The sequence below is a fragment of the uncultured Jannaschia sp. genome, from assembly GCF_947503795.1.
In the GTDB taxonomy this organism is placed as follows: Bacteria; Pseudomonadota; Alphaproteobacteria; order Rhodobacterales; family Rhodobacteraceae; genus Jannaschia.
Window position 1 is genome coordinate 211,208 of the sequence record NZ_CANNEZ010000003.1, and the last position, 18,673, is coordinate 229,880.

The window sequence follows — 18,673 nt, forward strand, 5'->3', positions numbered from 1 at the left end:
GGGTCCTGTCAGCTTGTCTGCGCGGACCTAGTGCGCGACCCGTCGCCGTCAGGTGCGCAGATTGCGGGCGCTTTCCTTGATCTCGGCATATTGCCCCGAGGGCCGGAAGCGCCAAAGGTAATCCGGCAGCACCGCCTCCATCGCGGTGGGTTCGATGCCCAGTTCGGCAAAGCCCGGATGGTCGCCGCCCACCACATTGTCGCGCGCGAGGTTGCGGACCTGATCGCGCGTCAGGAGGCCGTTGCGGAGCGCGCCGAAGGTCACGAACTGCAGCCCGTCGAGCACCGTCGCCATGACGCGGGCCACCCAGAAGGGCACCCCGAGCACCAGCGCGCGCCGCCGGATCACGCGCAGCATCGTCTGCATGAGCTCGCGGAAGGTGTCGATATCCGGCCCGCCCAGCTCGTGGATGCCGGGCGCGGCGCGGCCCGCGAGCGCCAGTTCGGCGGCATGGGCGACGTCGTCGACATAGACCGGCTGGAACCGGGTGTTCGGACCGACGACCGGCAGGACCGGACCCAGCCGCGCCATGGACGCGAAGCGGTTGAAGAATTCGTCCTCGGGGCCGAACACGATGGACGGCCGCAGGATCACCGCATCGGGGACGTGGCGCAGGACCGCGGCCTCGCCCTCGGCCTTGCTGCGGGCATAGCCACTGTCGCTGTCGCTGTCGGCGCCGATCGCCGAGATCTGGACGAGTGACCGGATGCCCGCCGCCGCACAGAGCCGCGCGACCCGCTCGGCGCCGTCGGACTGCACCGCGTCGAAGGTCTGGCGGCCGCCCTCGGCCAGGATGCCGACGCAGTTCACGGCGGCATCGGCCCCCATCAGCGCGGCGGCGACGCTGGCATCGTCGCGGATGTTGGAGAAGACCGGCTCGACCTGTCCGACGCTGCCGTACATGCGGACGAAATGCGCCTCGTTCGGGCGGCGGACGGCGACCCGGACCCGCCAGCCCGCCTTGGCCATGCGGCGCGCGATATAGCGTCCGACGAAGCCGGAACCGCCGAAGATGGTGACGAGCTTCTGCATGGGGTCACTCCTGATCCGATGGGCCCGCGATACCCCCGGCGGCCAAGCCAGACAAGGGCGGCGAAATATCGCGTGGGGGCGATTGACAGCGCGGGGGCGCAGTTATACCTCGCCTCCACCGTGGATGCCCAGGTGGCGGAATTGGTAGACGCGCTGGCTTCAGGTGCCAGTTCTCGCAAGGGAGTGGAAGTTCGAGTCTTCTCCTGGGCACCACGGTCTACCACACGAAACGCCCAGCCCCCGCGCTGGGCGTTCGCGTTTCCGGGAGGCCGCCATGACCATCGCCCAATCCGACATCACCCTTCACGCGCGCGACCTGCCGGACGGGATGAGCTTCCCCGACGGCGTCGCGATCGACTGCGAGACGATGGGCCTCAACCCCCATCGCGATCGGCTCTGCCTCGTGCAGCTGTCGGGCGGCGACGGACATGCGCATCTGGTGCAGATCGAGAAGGGCCAGACCTCGGCGCCGAACCTCGAAGCGCTGCTGCGTGACAAGACCGTCACCAAGCTCTTTCATTTCGGCCGCTTCGACATCGCGGCGATGTATCACGCCTTCGGCGCGCTGGCCGAGCCGGTCTGGTGTTCGAAGATCGCATCGCGGCTGGTGCGGACCTATACCGACCGGCACGGGCTCAAGGCGCTCCTGTCTGAATGCCTCGGCGTCGACATCTCCAAGCTGCAGCAGACCTCCGATTGGGGCGCCGAGGAGTTGAGCGAGGCGCAGATGGCCTATGCCGCGTCGGACGTGCTGTATCTCCACCGCCTGCGCGACGTGCTGGACGCCCGCCTGCTGCGCGAAGACCGGACGGATATCGCGCAGGCCTGCTTCGACTTCCTGCCGACCCGCGCCAAGCTCGACCTGATCGGCTATCCCGAGACGGACATCTTCGCGCATTCCTGACAGAAGGGACCGCATGGACCCGCCCGATCGCACCCGCGGCACCCACAGCCGCATCGTCCGGATCGCGACGATCGTATTGCCGGTCGGGGCGCTGGCCCTCTTGTCGACGCTGTTCCTCCTGGCGCGCACGGTGGACCCGAACGACGCGATCCCCTTCGCCGAGGTGGACGTCTCGGAGCGCGCGCGCGACCAGCAACTGACTGCGCCGCGCCTGACGGGCCTCGCGGGTGACGGCACGGCCTTCGTGCTGTCGGCGGCGAGCGCGCGGCCCGATCCCGACGATCCGCGCCGCATGACCGCCGAGACGATGCGGCTCGTCCTTGAAGGCGAAGCCGGCGGACGCGCCGTCGTCTCGGCCCTGCGCGGACGCGTCGATTCGGGCGAGCGTGCGGTGGATCTCGCGGGGGCCGTCCGCATCCAGACCTCGACCGGCTTTACCCTGCGGACCGAGCGCCTTCTGGGGTCGCTGGCCGAGCTCGACATCGTCTCGCCGGGCGAGGTGACCGGCGACGGGCCTCTCGGCGATCTGCGCGCCGGGGGCATGCGGATCGACGAGGATGAGACCGGCGCCGCCCGGCTGGTCTTCACCGATGGCGTCGATCTGCTATACGTCCCGCCAACCCGATAGGATCCCTGCCCATGCTGCCGCGTCTGACCGCCCTCATGTTGATGCTCGCCCTGCCGGTGGCCGCGCAGGATGCCCGCGTGGGCTTCGGCGGCGGCAATCACGACGCCGACGCGCCGGTCGAGGTCGCGGCCGACAATCTCGAGGTCGATCAGGCCACGGGCCGCGCGGTCCTGACGGGCAATGTCGTGATCGTGCAGGGCGACTTCCGGCTGGCCGCGAACCGCGTCACCGTCGACTATGCCACCCCGGGCGAGGATCGCCGGATCGAGCGGATGAACGCCACCGGCGACGTGCTGATCGTCGCGGGCGAAGACGCCGCCGAGGGCCAGACCGCGACCTACACCCTGGGCTCGTCCGACATCGTTCTGACCGGCGACGTCGTCGTCACCCAGGCCGGCAGCACGCTGGCGGGCGACCGGCTTCTGGTCAATCTCGACAGCGGGGCGGGCACCGTGACCGGTCGTGTGCGCACCACGTTGCAGCCATGACCGGCCCGTCGGTCATCGAGGGCGGCGGCGGGTTGAAGATCCGCGCGCTGCGCAAGTCCTACAAGAAGCGGCCGGTGATCCGAGACGTGTCGATGGACCTCGCGCGCGGCGAAGTCGTGGCCCTTCTGGGACCGAACGGGTCGGGCAAGACGACCAGCTTCTATTGCATCGCGGGCCTCGTGACGCCCGATGGCGGAAAGGTCACACTGGACGGGCAGGACGTCACCTGGCTGCCGATGTATCGCCGCGCCAAGGCCGGCATCGGGTACCTGCCGCAGGAGATGTCGATCTTCCGCGGCCTCACCGTCGAGCAGAACATCATGGCCATCCTCGAAGTGGCCGAGCCCAAGCGCCACCGCCGCCGCGAGCGGCTCGAGGAGCTTCTGGGCGAGTTCCATATCGAGCATCTGCGCCGCGCCTCGGCGCTGGCCCTGTCGGGCGGCGAGCGGCGCCGCGTCGAAATCGCGCGCTGTCTTGCCGCAAGCCCCCGCTACCTTCTCCTGGACGAGCCCTTCGCCGGGGTCGATCCGATCGCCGTGGGCGACATCCGGGGCCTTGTGGTCGAGCTGAAATCCCGCGGCATCGGCGTGCTCATCACCGATCACAACGTCCGCGAAACCCTAGAGATCGTGGATCGAGCCTACATCCTGCATGACGGCGGCGTGCTGATGTCCGGCAGCCCCGACGAGGTGGTCGCGAACGACAATGTCCGGCGCGTCTATCTGGGCGAAAGCTTCGCGCGCTAGGCACGATCCCGCCCGGCGTCAAGCATTGACAGACGCTCCGCCAAAGCGCCCAATCGGGGGATGGAGCCCCGCTCTCGACATGGTGCCGCGTGCCGCGCCCACCCCGACGAGCCGCCGCGCGCAAGCCCGGCCGGGCCCCCCGTTCCACCACGCGGACGGGTGCGCCCCGTCCTCACCACCCCAGGGAGATTCCATGCGCTATCAGATCACCGGAAAGCAGATCGACATCGGCGACGCCCTCCAGACCCATGTCCAGACCGAGCTTGGGTCCGTGATGGAGAAATATGCGGGCCGGCCGACCGACGCGCAGGTGACCTTCTCGAAATCGGCGCATGAATATGTCTGCGAGTCGACCGTTCACCTCTCGACCGGGCTGACCGCGACGGCCAAGGCCAAGGCCACCGAGATCTACGCGGCCTTCGATGGCGCGGCCGAAAAGATGGAAAAACAGCTGCGTCGCTACAAGCGCCGCCTGAAGAACCACCACCAGGAGCGATCCCAGCCAGTTGAACTTTCGGGCGCATCCTCGTATATTCTTGCCTCCGAGGAGGGCGAGGACGAACCTGACTCCCTCGCACCCATGATCGTGGCCGAGATGGAGACGAAGATCCCCTCTCTGTCGGTTGGAGAAGCAGTGATGCAGATGGAGCTGGCCGGGGCCCCCGTGCTGGTCTTCAAAAACGAGAAGGGGGGCGGTGTGAACGTGGTCTACCGGCGCGACGATGGAAACGTCGGCTGGATTGACCCCGCCACCGTCACCTGACAACAGGCGCCCGCGTCCCGCGGGGATCGAAACGAGGACAGTCCGGATGATCCTGACCGAAATCTTGGCCCCTGGGGCTGTTAAGGTGTTGCCGAAAGCAAGCAGCAAGAAGCGCCTGTTCTGCGACCTCGCCGGGATCGCGCGCGACGTGCACGGCATCGACTACGACACCGCCTTTTCCGCCCTGCAGGAGCGCGAGACCCTCGGGACCACCGGCGTCGGACTTGGCGTCGCGCTGCCCCATGCCCGTTTGCCCGATCTGGACGAGGTGCATGGCGTGTTCGTCCGCCTGGAGCACCCGCTCGACTTCGACGCGATGGACCGCAAGCCCGTGGATATCGTCTTCGCGCTCTTCGCGCCCGAGGGGGCGGGTGTCGCCCATCTCAAGGCGCTGGCGCTGGTCTCGCGGACGTTGCGCGATCCCGGTCTCTGCGCCAAGCTGAGGGCGAATGCGGATCCGGCCATCCTGTTCACCGTCCTCACGGAGATGCAGGCCTCCGAAGCCGCCTGACGCGGGCGCGGGAACGACCGACCCGCGCGCGTCGTTTCCCCGTCGCACCAGACCGGAGGGCTGTGCCATGAATATCGACGACATTCCGACCGGAGCGCCCGTCTTCGCGCGCGAAGGCGACGTCAATATCGGGGCCGTGCGCGGCCATGATGGCGACGCCCTGCTCATCCATTTCGAGAATCACGGCGAAGTCCGGCTGACGCCCGACCAGATCGCGTCGCATCACGACGGCAAGGTCATGCTGAACCTCGAATTGCTGCCCGCCGACCTCGCCGATGCGATCGGTCATGCCCATGACGGCGAGATGCCGGTGGGCAAGATGCCCCCCCTCTGAGGCCCTAGCTGTTCGACCAGCGGCGAAAGCCGAACTGCAGGAAATCGCGCCGATAGGCGTCGATGCAGGCATCGTCCAACCGCTCGAGCATATCGCCCCCGGCGATGGTCGGACGCGGCAGATCGATCGCCTGCCGGTCACGCCCGGCGTGATCGGCCAGCCGGTCGAGCTCGGCCTGTGCCTCGTGTTCGCGGATGATGCGCTGGGGCAGAACCGCCTGCGCCATTCCCGCCAGAAGCGCGGTCTGCGTGGCCCAGTCCGGCGCCACCGGCAGCGAGGACTGCCCCCCGAGATTGGCCTTCAGGAACCGCAGGAACCCGAGAAACGCCTCGTCCGCGTCGCCGTCCAGATCGACGCCATGTTGGTTGGTCAGGACACGGCGCAGCGTGTTGGCCTTGCCGCCCTTTCCCGCCAGCATATCGCGGAACGCGTCATGGGCCCGCGCCAAAGGATGCCGCAGCAGCGCGAAGCTCACGAAATCCTTGTGGCTGCGCATCCACGGCTTCAGATCGCGCTGCTTCATGCCGTCGACCGGCGGCGCCCCGTCGAGCCGGGTCATCCAATCGCGCAGCGCAGCTACTGGCCCACCGGGCAACGGCAGCGCCAGAAGCGGACTGGTCGCGGCGGCCATCAGGGTCGGGACGGCCGCGCCGCGCGCGGGCTCCAGATGAACGGAGCGCCCGAGCGCGAACGGATCGAGCGTCGCGAGATGGGCGCGCATCTCGTCCGGGTTGGTGACCTTGTCCTCGATCTCGCCGGGGTTCTGCTTCTTGAGCTTGCCGGGGATCGCCTCCAGCCGGTCGGCGCAGCCGAGGAACGCGGCCAGCCCGTTCAGGACGCCGAGATCGCCGATCTGATCGTAGTTCAGCCAGAAGGCACTCTGCCCCGTCACCTGCAAGCGGTGGTGCAACCTGTCGCGAAAGGCGCGCTGCGCCTCGACCAGCGCATCGAAGGCCGCGGGGTCGAAGGGCACCGCCGCCGCCTTGGCCATCTTGGGGTTGGTCAGCCGCCATTGCCCGGTCTCGGCCGCGATGGCGAGCGAGACGTAGCTTTCGAGCGGATTGCGCGTCAGCACGACCTTGGCGATGGACGCGTCGTCCAGCACGCGGTCCAGAATGCGCGGATCGTGATCGTGAAAGAAGCGGAACCCCGGCAGGCCCGGCTGCGCCAGGAGCGCGTCGAGAAGCGGCATCGGGTCGGCCTCGCGCGCGGCCATGTCGATCCCGAAGAGCTCGGTGCGATTGTGCTGGCCGAGAAAGACCGGATTGAAGACCTCGCCGAAGCAGGTGACGCCGTCGAGCCCGCCCAGCGATTCCTCGACATGGTTCGACCCCGTCCGCATCTCGGCGAAGAGGACGAAGGCCCGCGGCTCAGCCGGCATCGCGCACCTCGCGCGGGCGCGCCGGCAGGGCGCTGAAGTCGCCCATCACCTGCGGCTTCATTCCCTCGTTGCGCAGGCGCTGCAGGAAGGCGGGCAGGTCCGAGATGTCCCGCATCTCGGGCAGGCCGGTCAGGCGGCGCGGGCCGGGGCCGTTGATCTCGTCGATGACGCCCTGCAGCTTCTCGAGCGGTTGGGCGACGAAATCCGCCAGCGTCCAGAGATGGACGCGCGCCGCGACACCCGGGCCACGCAGGCCCCGCAGGAACGCCAGCTCGGATCGTTGCAACCGCGCGGCCTCGGCACGGATGTCGGCGAAGGACGCGTCCGAAGCCGCGAGCGGCACGATCCATGCGCCCGACACGACGACGACGGTCGCATTGGGATCGCGCGCGATGAAGGATCCGATCTCGGGGGTGTCGGCAGGGCCGTACATGAAGGTCTGACGCTCGCCCCGCGTCGACCAGACGAGGTTCGTCAGGAACTGGCTGGGACGGTAGTCGCGCAGCTCGGCATTGTCGGGCAGGCACCCGTTCATGATCGTCTCGCCGCCGGCGAAGCGCGCGCCGTCGGGATGGTAGAGGTGGCCGTGGATGCGCCCGCCGATGCGCCGCGACAGCCAGTCGCCGAACCCGTCATAGAGATCGTCGAGCCCGCTGAAGACGGAATAGCGCGCCGCCGTCAGCCCCGTCTCATGGCCGGGACGCGGGAACCGTGCCTGCGAATAGAGCCCCGGCCGCCCCATGCCCCGCCGCTCGTTCGCCTTCGAGAAGACGCGGTCGATCTTGCCGGGATTGGGTTCGGCGCGACGCTCCGAGACACGGCTCTCGGACAGGAACGTCTCGTAGAGAAGGTCCGCGCGCGGCCAGATCTTGCGGGCCATGAAGCAATCCGATCGCTCCAGCAGCGCGAGATGGTCGTCGTAGAAGACATGCGGTTTGCCCTGGATGTCGAACTTCGACAGCGTCAGCGACCGGCTCTCGATCCGGGAGGAATATCGCCGGGCGAGAGACTGGAAGTAGCTCTCGTCCGGGATCCAGACCTTGGCGAAATAGGCATCCATCGCGCCCCGGTCCGGCGCGTCCAGGATGGCACTCAGCGTCTTGCGCGTCAGGCACCACCACTGGCTACCGAGATGGGGCGATACGGCGTCGGGGACCTTGCGCTTGAGACCCAGCTTGCGCTGGAGTTCCACATAGCCGTCGAAGAGCCTTCGGTTCTTTCGCCAGGAGAACGGAAAGCGCATCGTGAACCGCTCGGCCTCGAGCCCGTCGATCGTCCAGGTCACCTCCTCGGTGGTGACGCTTTCGATGAAGTCGGTTTCGGGATGGGCGGCCAGATAGGCGCGCAGCTCGTCCGCCGGCCGCAGCGGCAGGCAGGAGCCGGAGACGAGATAGACGTGCTGGATATCGGGGAAGTTCGCCAAGAGCCGCGTCGCGGCCAGCTGCGTCGCCTTGACCAGCGACCACGCGCCCCATTCGACGCGCACGCGCTTGGAGAACCGGATCATCGGCTCATCCTGGAAGCGGTCGCGGAAGGCGCGGAAGACCTTGGCGGTGACCTTGCCGTCGACATGGATCACCACGGGACAGTCGTGCCCGGCCCAGTAGCGCGCCACCTGCTCGGCCCGGTCGAAGGCGGTGTGGACCAGCATGGCGAACCCGACGCTCACGCCCAGTTCCCCTTGGAGATCAGCCCGAGGATCTCGAGTTGGCGCCAGTTGACGTAGCGTTCGGACCACTTGCACCAAAGGTTCGCCTTGGGATCGAGCCCGTCGGAATAGGCCTTGTACTCGGCCCCTCCGCGATAGTGCTCGGACCGCTCGGCCTCCTCGCGGGCGCGGGCGACCATCAGGTTGAGGAACTTCGCGTGCAGAAGGACGCCCGTCGTTTTTTCGCCGCCATCGGCGTCATAGGTCAGGTTCAGGCCGCGCGGCAGAAGCTGATGGGTGGAGCTGATATAGGCGAAGTCGCGATGCCACTTGACCAGCGGCGTCTTGTTGAGCGCGGGCGCGGCCTTGGGGCGATCCGCGAAGAACGACCGCGCGCGCACGCCGCCCTGGATCCAGAGATTGCCGAAGCGGCCGTTGCGCTCGAACGTGTAGTTGCCGCTGTCGAACCAGGCCGCGATCTCGAACGGGTCCTGTCCCTCGTCATAGGTCTGCGCCCCGAGCGGGCCCTTGGGATACATGTCCAGCAGCATCGAGCCGAAGCTGCGCACGTTGCTCGCATCCAGCCAGTCGGTCAGCGCGCGCAGCGGTCGCGTGTCGCAGAACGGGTAGACCAGGAACTCGTCCACATCGACGGTCAGGCACCAGTGGCGATGGCCGAACCGGCGCTGCAGCCCGTTGAGCCAGTCGACCCCGAATTTCGCGCCCGCATAGCTGGCCTTGGTGGTCCAGACCGAAACGTCGTCCTGGGCCGCGAGATATTCGGCCGTGCCGTCATCGCTGCCGTTGTCGACGAAGATGAAATGGTCGATGCCCAGCGTGCGGTAGTATTCGAGGAAGTAGGGCAGCCGGATCCGCTCGTTGCGGATGGTGGTGAAACAGAGGATGTCGCTGCGGGCGATCGTGCTCGTCCGGTCCTGGACGCTCGACAGCTCGCGCCGGTGATACCGGGCACGGGCGTGCCAGTACTTGCGCCTCAGGCGCAGGCGATAGGAGGAGATCACGCCCATCCGGCCAGCTCGTCCCTTCTCTCGCCCCCATGCGGCGTACCGCTCGCGCCCCCTTTTGCGAAGGATGTCGGTCCGTGCGCAATAACGTTCAGACGCAACGCGCTATCATGATTCCATTTCGCAACTGTTTCCAACATCAGCTCCACCCGCCCGAGGAGATGAGGCCCAGCCCTTCCAGCTGGCGCCAGCCGGTGTAGCGGGTCGAGGACTCGCACCACAGAATCGGGTCTTCGATCAATGCGTTATAGTATCCCTCGTAGAGGTCCGAATTCTCGAAATGCTCGCGTCGGGCCTTCTCCTCGGCGGATTTGCTCAGGATGTTGGGCAGGAACTTGGTGTGCAAAAGCGCACCGCGCGGCGTGTCGGCGCGGTCGAAGTCGAACCCGAGATTGAGCGCGCGCGGCAACGCGGAATGGGTCGAGGAGACGTAGGCGTAGCGGCGGTTCCAGCGCACCAGCGGGATCTTCGACAGGGTCGGTGCGCGGCGCGGCTCGGTCGCGAAGAAGGCCCGCGCGCGCGGTCCGCCCTGCACCCAGAGATTCTGGAGCCGCCCCTGCCGGGTCATCACGTAGTTCCCGGCATCGAAATAGGGCAGCGTCACGAGCGGATCGTCGTCCGGTCCATGCCGCGTCGCGCCCAGCGGTCCCCGCGGATAGAGGTCGAGCATCAGCGCGCCCATCACGCGCCGCCCCCGCGCAGCCAGCCAGTCGGTCAGCGCGTGCAGGTCGCGCCGGTCGTGATGGGCGAACACGAAGAGCTCGTCGGCATCGAGCGTCAGGCACCAATGCCCGTGCCCGTAGCGCGCCAGAAGGACGGTCAGCCAGTCGATGCCGAAGCGCGACGCCTTGTAGCCATGGCCCGTCGACCAGAGCGACACATCGGGCTGCGCCGCGAGCCAGTCGTCCGAGCCGTCGTCGCTTCCGTTGTCGACGACGAGGAAATGATCGACGCCCAGGGCGCGATGATGTGCGATCCAGTGGGGTAGCCGAAGCCGCTCGTTGCGCATGGTCGCGAAGGCGAGGATGGCGCCGGGCGCGATGGCGGCGGTGCGGTTCGCGCGGACGGTCAGCTGGCGTCGCTTGGCGAAGGACCGCGCCAGCAGGCGACGTCGCCGCCACCGCAGGGCATAGGCGGTCCAGCCTTCGGCGACGGCGCCCATGCCGGGCCTATTGGGCCGCGTAGCCGACCGAGGAGAGGTCCGACAGGAAGTCCCGCAGCTCGTCGCGCAGATCGGGCCGGGCCAACCCGAACGCGACAGTGGCCTGCAGGAACCCGCTCTTGGAGCCGCAATCGTAGCGCTGACCCTGGAAGCGGAAGCCGTGGACGCCGTGCCCCTCCTCGATCTCGCGTGCGATCGCGTCCGTCAGCTGGATCTCGCCGCCCGCTCCGGACTTTACGGCATTCAGGTGCTTCATGACCTGCGGTGTGAGGATGTAGCGGCCGATCACGGCGAGGTTCGAGGGCGCGCTGCCGGCCTCTGGCTTCTCGACCATGCCCTTGATCGGCACGGTCGCGCCCAGTGCGTCCCCGACCGGGTCGAGGATGCCGTAGGACGAGGTCTTCTCGGTCGGCACCTCCATCGCGGCAACCATGTTGCCCCCGGTCTCGGCATAGGCCTCGACCATCTGCTGCAGGCAGGGCGTGTCGGCAGCGATCACGTCGTCGGGCAGAATGACGGCGAAGGGCTCGTTATGGACCAGCCGCCGCGCGCACCAGACCGCGTGCCCGAGGCCGCGCGCCTTGTGCTGGCGGACATAGGCGATCTGGCCGCTATCCATGGTGGTGGCCTTGAGCGTTTCCAGAAGGTCGGTCTTGCCCTTGCGCCGCAGCTCCTGCTCGAGAACCGGCGCGTCGTCGAAGTAATCCTCCAGCGCGGATTTTCCGCGCGAGGTGACGAAGATGAATTCCTTGATGCCCGCCGCCCGCGCCTCGTCGATCGCGTATTGGATCAGCGGCCGGTCGACGAGCGTCATGATCTCCTTCGGGACGGATTTCGTCGCCGGAAGGAACCGGGTGCCCAGCCCCGCGACCGGGAAGATGGCCTTGGTGACCTTGCGCTTCATCGATGCGTACCTCCGCGACTGCGTTTCGGCATATGAGAGAGGTATGACGCCAATGGGGCGATCATGCACGGGGCACGAGTGTCACACCCGGCGCATAGGCGAGAAAGTACGGATTCTCGAAGCCGGGCTTGCCGTAGCGCAGGGGCTCGTGGTCGTCGAAACGCACGACCGTTCCACCCGCCCCGGCCAGCACGGCGTGCCCGGCCGCGGTGTCCCATTCCATCGTCCGCCCGAGCCGCGGGTAGAGATCGGCCTCGCCGGTCGCCACGAGGCAGAATTTCAGCGACGACCCCGCCGAGCGCATGTCGGCCACGGCGTATTTGCCGATATAGTCGTCCGTCGCCTGATCCCGGTGCGATTTCGATGCCACCACCAGAAGCGCGGCGTCGTCGGGGGTGGAGACCGAGATCGGTGTCAGCGCCCCCACGGTGTCCGGATCGAACGGCCCGGCCTCCTCGACGGTGCAGCCCTCCGCGTCGGTCCAGAACAGGCGGCCGCGCGCGGGCGCATAGACGATACCGCGAACCGGCACGCCGTCCTCGACCCAGGCGATGTTGACGGTGAAGTCGCCGCGCCGCTGGACGAACTCCTTGGTGCCGTCCAGCGGATCGACGATGAAGAAATCCCGGGCGTCGAGGTCGTGGGTGGCCGACTGCTCCTCGGTCACCAGCGCCGCGTCCGGCCAAGCCGCGCGCAACCCTGCCGAGATCAGCGCGTCGGCGGCTTCGTCGGCGGCGGTCACCGGGCTGGCGTCGGCCTTGGCTCGCACGCCCAGATCACCGCCCTCGTAGATCGCCATGATCGCATCGCCCGCTTCGAGCGCGAGACGCCGTAGCGTCACCATCATCTGGCCGTAATCCATGCCTATCTATCCCCGAATGCGAGACGATCCGCCGCGGGACGCCCCTTTGGCTCGATCGAGGCTTATGGTATGCCCCGCCGGCGGGGCAAGCGTTTGAGGAGACGCGCATGTTCAAGGCGGAGAAGAAATTCAGCTATCCCGCCGCCGCCTTCCGGCTGGGCGAGCTGATCTTCCATTCGACGGTGCGCGAGACCCGCAAGGGTCACGGCAACGGCTTCGTGGCACTTGGCATGAACATCCTGACCACGGTGATCTTCGTCGCGGCCTTCTACATCATGTTCTCGGTGCTGGGCCTGAAGGGCAACGCGATCCGCGGCGATTTCGTGCTGTTCCTGATGTCGGGGATCTTCCTCTTCCTGACGCACACCAAGGCGGTGGGCGCGGTCAGCGGCGCCGAAGGCCCGACTTCGGGCATGATGCTGCACGTGCCGATGAACACCTTCGTCGCGATCACCTCGGCCGCGCTGGCCTGCCTCTACCTCCAGACGCTCTCGATGGTGTTGGTGCTCTTCGTGATCCACGTCGCATGGCACCCGGTCATCATCCACGACCCGAGCCATGCCTTCCTGATGTTCATCCTCGCCTGGTTCACCGGCGTCGCGGTCGGGCTCTGCTTTCTGGCGCTCAAGCCGTGGTTCCCGAACTTCACCAATATCGGAAGCTCGATCTACCAGCGGATGAACATGATCGCCTCGGGCAAGATGTTCGTCGCCAACACGCTGCCCGCGACGATGCTGGCCTTCTTCGACTGGAACCCGCTGTTCCACACGATCGACCAGGCGCGGGGCTATACCTTCGTGAACTACAATCCGCATTACACGACCTGGCAATACGCGCTGCTGGTCGGCACCGTCCTGTTGGTGATCGGCTTCATGGGCGAGCATTTCACCCGCCGGAACACCTCCGCCTCGTGGTTCGCGACGCGATGAGGTGGATCGCCGCCATATGGCTCCTGCTGGCGGCAGGCCCGGCCGCGGCGACGCAGGACGCGTGGCCCGCGCTGTTCGACGTCGCGGGCGTGGCATCGGACGACGTCCTCAACATTCGCGCCGCCCCCCGCGCCGATGCGCCGATCCTCGGGACGCTCGCGCCGGACGCGACGGGCGTCGAGGTGGTGGCGCCCAACGGCCGCGAGACCTGGGGCCAAGTCAATGTCGACGAAGGCACGGGCTGGGTCTCGCTGCGCTTCCTCGCCCGGCAGCCGGGACAGTGGCAGGGCGCGTTCCCGCCGCTCGCGTCCTGCTTCGGGACCGAACCGTTCTGGACCGTTCGCGTCGACGGCGACACCGCGCGCTGGTCGACCCCCGAGGGCGAGATCGAGGGCCTCGTGACCGCGCGGGCCGGATCGCTGTCGCGGCGCGACCGGCACGGCTTGCGGGTCGTGCTCGCCGACGGCTCGCGGATCGACGGCATCATCAGCTGGCGGGCCTGCAATGACGGCATGTCGGACCGCGGCTACGGCCTCGGGTTCGACGCACTCCGCGGCGAGAACGTCCTGAGCGGATGCTGCGCGCTGTCGAAATAGTTATTTCGTAAGGGTCGGCACGCGCATCACGTCACGACCCGGAGCGTCAGATTGATCCGCCCGGGCCCGTCCAGCAGCGTCGAGGTCCCCGCCGCGATCCGGTCCACCCCGTGGTGCAGCAGGCGCGCGTCGCCGCTCATGACCAGCACGTCGCCCGACCGCAGCCAGACGCTCTCGGTCGGCCCGCCCCGCGCGATGTTCCCGATCCGGAACAGCGCGTCGTCCCCGAGCGAGATCGACACCACCGGCTGATCGAAATCCGCCTCGTCCCGATCCTGGTGCATCCCCATCCGCGCGCCCGGCGCGTACCAGTTCACGAGGCACGATTCAGGCGGCCGCGCATTCGGTGCCACCGCGTCCCAGACGGCCCGCACCGATGCGGGGATCTCGGGCCAGGCCACGCCCGAAGGATGCCGCGGCTCGTAGCGATATCCCGTCCGGTCGGTCACCCAGCCGAAGCGCCCGGCGGCGGTCATCCGCACCGACATCTCCCGTCGGAACCGGGTCACGGGCGTCACGAAGGGCGCGTCCCGCGCCACGGCACGGATATCTGCGACCATGGCGAGCTGCGCGGCCGGGTCCAGCAGCCCGTCGTGCAGTTTCGCGCCGCGGATCGTCCGATTGGCGGAGGAGGGGTGCAACTCGCTCAATTTGTGCCCCTTCACATCCTTGCGAGGTCAAAACCCCCTCCTTATATACCCCCCGAACCGCGGGACGGGTCTACCCGATCCGCATTCAACGGGATGAGGACCGGGGTGCCGAAACGGGCCCGGGGCCGAGCAAATCGCCAAGAAGGATACGACAGACATGGCTAAAGTCATCGGTATCGACCTGGGAACGACCAATTCCTGCGTCGCAATCATGGACGGCTCGCAGCCGCGGGTCATCGAGAACGCCGAGGGCGCGCGCACGACGCCCTCCATCGTGGGCTACACCGAGAGCGAGCGGCTGGTCGGCCAGCCCGCCAAGCGGCAGGCCGTCACCAACCCCGAGAACACCGTCTTCGGCGTCAAGCGCCTGATCGGGCGCCGGTTCGACGACGAGCATCTCGCCAAGGACAAGAAAAACCTCCCCTTCAACGTGGTCTCCGGCGGCAACGGCGACGCGTGGGTCGAGGTGCGGGGCGAGAAGTTCTCGCCCGCGCAGGTCAGCGCGCTGATCCTCCAGAAAATGAAGGAAACCGCCGAGTCCTACCTGGGCGAGGATGTGACGCAGGCCGTCATCACGGTGCCCGCCTATTTCAACGACGCCCAGCGTCAGGCCACCAAGGACGCGGGCAAGATCGCCGGCCTCGAGGTGCTGCGCATCATCAACGAGCCGACGGCCGCCGCACTGGCCTACGGTCTCGACAAGAAGGAAACGCGCACCATCGCGGTCTATGACCTCGGCGGCGGCACCTTCGACGTGACCATCCTCGAAATCGACGACGGCCTCTTTGAGGTGAAGTCCACCAACGGCGACACGTTCCTCGGCGGTGAAGATTTCGACATGCGGATCGTCAACTACCTGGCAGACGAGTTCAAGAAAGAGCACGGCACCGACCTGACGCAGGACAAGATGGCGCTCCAGCGCCTGAAAGAAGCGGCGGAGAAGGCCAAGATCGAGCTCAGCTCGGCCAACCAGACCGAGATCAACCAGCCCTTCATCTCGATGGGCGCCAACGGCCAGCCGCTGCACATGGTCATGAAGCTGACCCGCGCCAAGCTGGAAAGCCTCGTGGGCGACCTGATCAAGGCGTCGATCAAGCCTTGCAAAGAGGCCCTGAAGGACGCGGGCCTGACCACGTCGGATATCGACGAGGTCGTGCTGGTCGGCGGCATGACGCGGATGCCGAAGGTCATCGAAGAGGTGACCAAGTTCTTCGGCAAGGAGCCGCACAAGGGTGTGAACCCCGACGAGGTCGTGGCCATGGGCGCCGCGATCCAGGCGGGCGTGCTTCAGGGTGACGTCAAGGACGTGGTCCTGCTCGACGTAACGCCGCTGAGCCTCGGCATCGAGACGCTGGGTGGCGTGTTCACCCGACTGATCGACCGCAACACGACGATCCCGACCAAGAAGTCGCAGGTCTTCTCGACCGCCGAGGACAATCAGAACGCCGTGACCCTGCGCGTCTTCCAGGGCGAGCGCGAGATGGCGGCCGACAACAAGATGCTCGGCCAGTTCAACCTCGAGGATATCCCGCCGGCCCCCCGCGGCTTGCCGCAGATCGAGGTGACGTTCGACATCGACGCCAACGGCATCGTGTCGGTCGGCGCCAAGGATAAGGGCACCGGCAAGGAGCAGTCGATCACGATCCAGGCGTCGGGGGGTCTCTCGGACGAGGATATCGAGCAGATGGTCAAGGACGCCGAGGCGAATGCCGAGGCCGACAAGGGCCGCCGCGAGCTGGTCGAGGCCCGGAACCAGGCGGAAAGCCTGATCCACTCGACCAAGAAGTCGCTCGAGGAGCATGGCGACAAGGTCGACCCGTCCACCGTCGAGGCCATCGAGTTCGCGGTCACCGCGCTCGAGGAGTCGATGGACAGCGAGGACGCGGGCAAGATCAAGTCCGGCATCCAGAACGTCACCGAGGCCGCGATGCGGCTGGGCGAGGCGATCTACAAGGCGCAGGCCGAGTCCGAAGAGGGCGAGGGCGCACCCGAAACCGCCGATGCCGAGCCCGGTTCGGATGACGAGATCCTCGATGCCGATTTCGAGGACCTCGACGACGACCAGAAGCGGGCCTGATCTTCGGGTCGGATCACAACCGAAGGCCGGCCCCCTCACCGGGCCGGCCTTTTCGTTGGAGTATGAATGATGGCGAAACGTGACTACTACGAGACGCTGGGCGTCTCGAAGGGCGCCAGCGCCGACGAGATCAAGAAAGCCTATCGCACCAAGGCCAAGGAGCTGCATCCCGACCGCAATTCGGACAATCCGAACGCCGAGGCGCAGTTCAAGGAAGCCAACGAGGCCTACGACATCCTCAAGGATGCCGAGCGGAAGGCGGCCTATGACCGCTTCGGCCACGCAGCCTTCGAGGGCGGCATGGGCGGCGGCGGGCGGCGTCCCGGGGCAGGGCCGCAGGGGCAGGGGGATTTCGCCTCGGCCTTTTCGGACGTGTTCGAGGATCTCTTCGGCGACTTCATGGGTGGCCAGCCCGGCGGCGGCCGCGCCGGCGGCAGCCGGCGCGCGGCGCGCGGCTCGGACCTGCGCTATAACATGCGGATCTCGCTGGAAGACGCGTTCGGCGGCCAGCAGAAGACGATCACCGTCCCGACCGCGGTCCAATGCTCCAAATGCGAGGGCAAGGGCACCGAGGGCGCGTCCGAACCCGCGACCTGCCCGACCTGTACGGGCATGGGCAAGGTGCGCGCGCAGCAGGGCTTCTTCACCGTCGAGCGGACCTGTCCGACCTGTTCGGGTGCAGGCCAGATCATCAAGAACCCCTGCGAGGCCTGCGGCGGCGGTGGCCGGGTCGAGAAGGAGCGCCAGCTTTCGGTGAACATCCCCGCGGGGGTCGAGACGGGCACGCGCATCCGCCTCTCGGGCGAAGGGGAGGCCGGCCTGCGCGGCGGGCCGACCGGCGACCTCTACATCTTCATCGAGGTCGAGGATCATCCGATCTTCGAGCGCGACAGCGTGAACCTCTATTGCCGCGTGCCGGTGTCGATGACGACGGCGGCGCTGGGCGGCGAGGTCGAGGTGCCGACGATCGATGGCGGCCGAAGCCGGGTGAAGGTGCCCGGCGGCTCGCAGACCGGTCGGCAGATGCGCCTGCGCGGCAAGGGCATGCCCGCGCTGCGCGGCAGTGGGTCCGGTGACATGTTCATCGAGCTGGCCATCGAGACGCCGGTGAACCTGACCACCCGCCAGAAGGAGCTGCTGCGCGAGTTCGACAAGATCGATGCCGACAACAACCCGCAGGGCGACAGCTTCTTTCGCAAGGTCAAAGGCTTCTGGGACGGCATGACGCAGTGATGCCCGACGGGGCGGCTCAGAAGTCGAACCGAAGCTGATCGTGAAGTGGCCCGAGGCTGCGCTGGTGTCCCAGCCTGGCCTCGGCCGCCAAAGCGACCTGGGCCGCGGCGCGCGCATCCTCGCCCGCGTCGTGATGTCGAAAGTCGAGACCGAGCACGCCCTTGAGGTTGGCCAGCCCATGGCCCCCGTTCCCCCGGAGTTCCGGAAAGGCGCGGCGGGCGAGGGTGACGCTGTTGACCCAGGGACAGCGAAGGGGCTGCGCCCCGATGGCGCGGCAGGCGGCATCGAACGCGCGCTCGTCGTAGCGGCTGTGCTGGACGACCGGATAGGCCTCCATCACGGGTCGGAGTTCCGGGAAGAGCGCGGCGAAGACCGGCGCGCCCGCGACATCCGCATCGGTCAGACCGTGGACGCGCGTGGTCCAGCGGGTGATCGGCGCGCACGGATCGACCAGGCTCGACCACGTCGCGATGCGCCCGTCGAAGCCCACGAAGGCGAGACCGATCTGGCAGATGCTGCCGATGCCGCGCCCTGCCGTCTCGACGTCGAGCGCGAGGAAGCGGAATCGCCCCTCGGGCAGCTCGCCCAAATGGCGGAGGCCCGTCCGGTCGGGCGCGGGGCTGGTGGGTCTGTCGTTCATCGGATGCCATGTAGGGTGCCGCAACCGATCCCGCCAAGGACACCGGGACCCAGACGTCGCGGCGGCGTGGCGCATCGGACGGCAAGGATGTGGCGCGTCATCGGAACCGGTGCGCGCGCCGGCTACGATTCACGCGGTGGGCCCTGCCGCGTCCTGCATA

General features: G+C 67.6%; 20 protein-coding genes and 1 tRNA gene. 12 read left to right on the forward strand and 9 right to left on the reverse strand.

From position 1 onward, the window contains the following. Positions 1–48: 48 nt before the first annotated feature. Entirely contained in the window at positions 49–1,032 is a 984-nt protein-coding gene (locus Q0833_RS16450; RefSeq protein ID WP_298437538.1) for a complex I NDUFA9 subunit family protein, read from the reverse strand. A gap of 126 nt (positions 1,033–1,158) precedes the next feature. Here Q0833_RS16450 and Q0833_RS16455 point away from each other — a divergent pair. The 8 genes from Q0833_RS16455 to Q0833_RS16490 all read left to right on the forward strand — a co-directional run bounded on the left by Q0833_RS16455 (position 1,159) and on the right by Q0833_RS16490 (position 5,406). Further along, positions 1,159–1,245: transfer RNA gene (locus tag Q0833_RS16455), tRNA-Leu, on the forward strand. Positions 1,246–1,360: 115 nt separating this feature from the next. Beyond that, on the forward strand, positions 1,361–1,936 hold the full coding sequence (locus Q0833_RS16460) for a ribonuclease D (RefSeq protein WP_298438351.1): 576 nt from the start codon (positions 1,361–1,363) through the stop codon (positions 1,934–1,936). 13 nt (positions 1,937–1,949) lie between these two features. Further along, positions 1,950–2,564, forward strand: coding sequence for an LPS export ABC transporter periplasmic protein LptC (gene lptC / locus Q0833_RS16465; RefSeq protein ID WP_298437541.1), 615 nt, complete (start codon positions 1,950–1,952; stop codon positions 2,562–2,564). Positions 2,565–2,575: 11 nt separating this feature from the next. Then, on the forward strand, positions 2,576–3,052 hold the full coding sequence (gene lptA, locus Q0833_RS16470; protein WP_298437544.1) for a lipopolysaccharide transport periplasmic protein LptA: 477 nt from the start codon (positions 2,576–2,578) through the stop codon (positions 3,050–3,052). Continuing rightward, entirely contained in the window at positions 3,049–3,798 is a 750-nt protein-coding gene (gene lptB / locus Q0833_RS16475) for an LPS export ABC transporter ATP-binding protein (RefSeq protein WP_298437547.1), read from the forward strand. Before lptA ends, lptB begins: the two co-directional genes overlap by 4 nt. Positions 3,799–3,991: 193 nt before the next feature. After that, positions 3,992–4,561, forward strand: coding sequence for a ribosome-associated translation inhibitor RaiA (raiA, locus tag Q0833_RS16480; protein ID WP_298437549.1), 570 nt, complete (start codon positions 3,992–3,994; stop codon positions 4,559–4,561). Positions 4,562–4,607: 46 nt separating this feature from the next. Continuing rightward, entirely contained in the window at positions 4,608–5,072 is a 465-nt protein-coding gene (locus Q0833_RS16485; RefSeq protein ID WP_298437552.1) for a PTS sugar transporter subunit IIA, read from the forward strand. A gap of 67 nt (positions 5,073–5,139) precedes the next feature. Then, positions 5,140–5,406, forward strand: a complete 267-nt coding sequence (locus Q0833_RS16490) for a hypothetical protein (RefSeq protein WP_298437554.1) — start codon at positions 5,140–5,142, stop codon at positions 5,404–5,406. 4 nt (positions 5,407–5,410) lie between these two features. Here the strand turns inward: Q0833_RS16490 and Q0833_RS16495 are convergent, their stop codons facing one another. The 6 genes from Q0833_RS16495 to cysQ form a co-directional block, all read right to left on the reverse strand. Next, positions 5,411–6,787 (reverse strand): nodulation protein NodH, encoded by a 1,377-nt coding sequence (locus Q0833_RS16495; protein ID WP_298437557.1) that lies wholly within the window; start codon positions 6,785–6,787, stop codon positions 5,411–5,413. Further along, positions 6,777–8,456 (reverse strand): beta-1,6-N-acetylglucosaminyltransferase, encoded by a 1,680-nt coding sequence (locus tag Q0833_RS16500; RefSeq protein WP_298437561.1) that lies wholly within the window; start codon positions 8,454–8,456, stop codon positions 6,777–6,779. Before Q0833_RS16500 ends, Q0833_RS16495 begins: the two co-directional genes overlap by 11 nt. Beyond that, positions 8,453–9,463: a glycosyltransferase family 2 protein gene (locus Q0833_RS16505; protein WP_298437564.1), complete on the reverse strand. Its 1,011-nt coding sequence runs from the start codon at positions 9,461–9,463 to the stop codon at positions 8,453–8,455. The genes Q0833_RS16500 and Q0833_RS16505 overlap by 4 nt, the downstream gene beginning before the upstream one ends. 136 nt (positions 9,464–9,599) lie before the next feature. Beyond that, positions 9,600–10,622, reverse strand: a complete 1,023-nt coding sequence (locus tag Q0833_RS16510) for a glycosyltransferase family 2 protein (RefSeq protein WP_298437569.1) — start codon at positions 10,620–10,622, stop codon at positions 9,600–9,602. A gap of 7 nt (positions 10,623–10,629) precedes the next feature. Continuing rightward, a complete protein-coding gene (gene galU, locus Q0833_RS16515; RefSeq protein ID WP_298437572.1) occupies positions 10,630–11,526 on the reverse strand; it encodes a UTP--glucose-1-phosphate uridylyltransferase GalU in 897 nt (298 codons plus the stop codon). Between the two features lie 61 nt (positions 11,527–11,587). Further along, the gene (gene cysQ / locus Q0833_RS16520; protein ID WP_298437575.1) at positions 11,588–12,388 is read right to left on the reverse strand and encodes a 3'(2'),5'-bisphosphate nucleotidase CysQ; all 801 of its coding nucleotides are present in this window, start codon (positions 12,386–12,388) and stop codon (positions 11,588–11,590) included. A gap of 107 nt (positions 12,389–12,495) precedes the next feature. Here cysQ and Q0833_RS16525 point away from each other — a divergent pair, with 107 nt between their 5' ends. Then, positions 12,496–13,317, forward strand: a complete 822-nt coding sequence (locus tag Q0833_RS16525) for an ABC transporter permease (protein ID WP_298437578.1) — start codon at positions 12,496–12,498, stop codon at positions 13,315–13,317. Next, positions 13,314–13,913 carry an SH3 domain-containing protein gene (locus tag Q0833_RS16530; protein WP_298437581.1) on the forward strand — a complete coding sequence of 200 codons (600 nt, stop codon included), beginning with the start codon at positions 13,314–13,316 and terminating at the stop codon, positions 13,911–13,913. Before Q0833_RS16525 ends, Q0833_RS16530 begins: the two co-directional genes overlap by 4 nt. 26 nt (positions 13,914–13,939) lie before the next feature. Here the strand turns inward: Q0833_RS16530 and Q0833_RS16535 are convergent, their stop codons facing one another. After that, entirely contained in the window at positions 13,940–14,563 is a 624-nt protein-coding gene (locus Q0833_RS16535) for an alpha-ketoglutarate-dependent dioxygenase AlkB (RefSeq protein ID WP_298437584.1), read from the reverse strand. A gap of 157 nt (positions 14,564–14,720) precedes the next feature. Between Q0833_RS16535 and dnaK the strand changes: the two genes are divergently transcribed. Beyond that, positions 14,721–16,640, forward strand: coding sequence for a molecular chaperone DnaK (gene dnaK / locus Q0833_RS16540; RefSeq protein WP_298437587.1), 1,920 nt, complete (start codon positions 14,721–14,723; stop codon positions 16,638–16,640). 69 nt (positions 16,641–16,709) lie between these two features. Next, on the forward strand, positions 16,710–17,873 hold the full coding sequence (gene dnaJ, locus Q0833_RS16545; RefSeq protein ID WP_298437590.1) for a molecular chaperone DnaJ: 1,164 nt from the start codon (positions 16,710–16,712) through the stop codon (positions 17,871–17,873). A 16-nt stretch (positions 17,874–17,889) separates the two neighbouring features. On the opposite strand, the gene Q0833_RS16550 is transcribed toward dnaJ, so the two are convergent. After that, complete coding sequence (locus Q0833_RS16550; protein WP_298437593.1) at positions 17,890–18,513, reverse strand: exonuclease domain-containing protein; 624 nt, start codon at positions 18,511–18,513, stop codon at positions 17,890–17,892. Positions 18,514–18,673 lie beyond the last annotated feature (160 nt).

Excerpts from the sequence above, each read along its gene's own strand:
- Q0833_RS16450 (WP_298437538.1), bottom strand. The coding sequence starts at position 1,032 with ATGCAGAAGCTCGTCACCATCTTCGGCGGTTCCGGCTTCGTCGGACGC.
- Q0833_RS16530 (WP_298437581.1), top strand. The coding sequence starts at position 13,314 with ATGAGGTGGATCGCCGCCATATGGCTCCTGCTGGCGGCAGGCCCGGCC.
- dnaK (WP_298437587.1), top strand. The coding sequence starts at position 14,721 with ATGGCTAAAGTCATCGGTATCGACCTGGGAACGACCAATTCCTGCGTC.
- lptA (WP_298437544.1), top strand. The coding sequence starts at position 2,576 with ATGCTGCCGCGTCTGACCGCCCTCATGTTGATGCTCGCCCTGCCGGTG.
- Q0833_RS16550 (WP_298437593.1), bottom strand. The coding sequence starts at position 18,513 with ATGAACGACAGACCCACCAGCCCCGCGCCCGACCGGACGGGCCTCCGC.
- Q0833_RS16490 (WP_298437554.1), top strand. The coding sequence starts at position 5,140 with ATGAATATCGACGACATTCCGACCGGAGCGCCCGTCTTCGCGCGCGAA.
- lptB (WP_298437547.1), top strand. The coding sequence starts at position 3,049 with ATGACCGGCCCGTCGGTCATCGAGGGCGGCGGCGGGTTGAAGATCCGC.
- Q0833_RS16460 (WP_298438351.1), top strand. The coding sequence starts at position 1,361 with ATGAGCTTCCCCGACGGCGTCGCGATCGACTGCGAGACGATGGGCCTC.
- Q0833_RS16495 (WP_298437557.1), bottom strand. The coding sequence starts at position 6,787 with ATGCCGGCTGAGCCGCGGGCCTTCGTCCTCTTCGCCGAGATGCGGACG.
- galU (WP_298437572.1), bottom strand. The coding sequence starts at position 11,526 with ATGAAGCGCAAGGTCACCAAGGCCATCTTCCCGGTCGCGGGGCTGGGC.
- Q0833_RS16510 (WP_298437569.1), bottom strand. The coding sequence starts at position 10,622 with ATGGGCGCCGTCGCCGAAGGCTGGACCGCCTATGCCCTGCGGTGGCGG.
- lptC (WP_298437541.1), top strand. The coding sequence starts at position 1,950 with ATGGACCCGCCCGATCGCACCCGCGGCACCCACAGCCGCATCGTCCGG.
- Q0833_RS16485 (WP_298437552.1), top strand. The coding sequence starts at position 4,608 with ATGATCCTGACCGAAATCTTGGCCCCTGGGGCTGTTAAGGTGTTGCCG.
- raiA (WP_298437549.1), top strand. The coding sequence starts at position 3,992 with ATGCGCTATCAGATCACCGGAAAGCAGATCGACATCGGCGACGCCCTC.
- Q0833_RS16505 (WP_298437564.1), bottom strand. The coding sequence starts at position 9,463 with ATGGGCGTGATCTCCTCCTATCGCCTGCGCCTGAGGCGCAAGTACTGG.
- cysQ (WP_298437575.1), bottom strand. The coding sequence starts at position 12,388 with ATGGATTACGGCCAGATGATGGTGACGCTACGGCGTCTCGCGCTCGAA.
- Q0833_RS16525 (WP_298437578.1), top strand. The coding sequence starts at position 12,496 with ATGTTCAAGGCGGAGAAGAAATTCAGCTATCCCGCCGCCGCCTTCCGG.
- dnaJ (WP_298437590.1), top strand. The coding sequence starts at position 16,710 with ATGGCGAAACGTGACTACTACGAGACGCTGGGCGTCTCGAAGGGCGCC.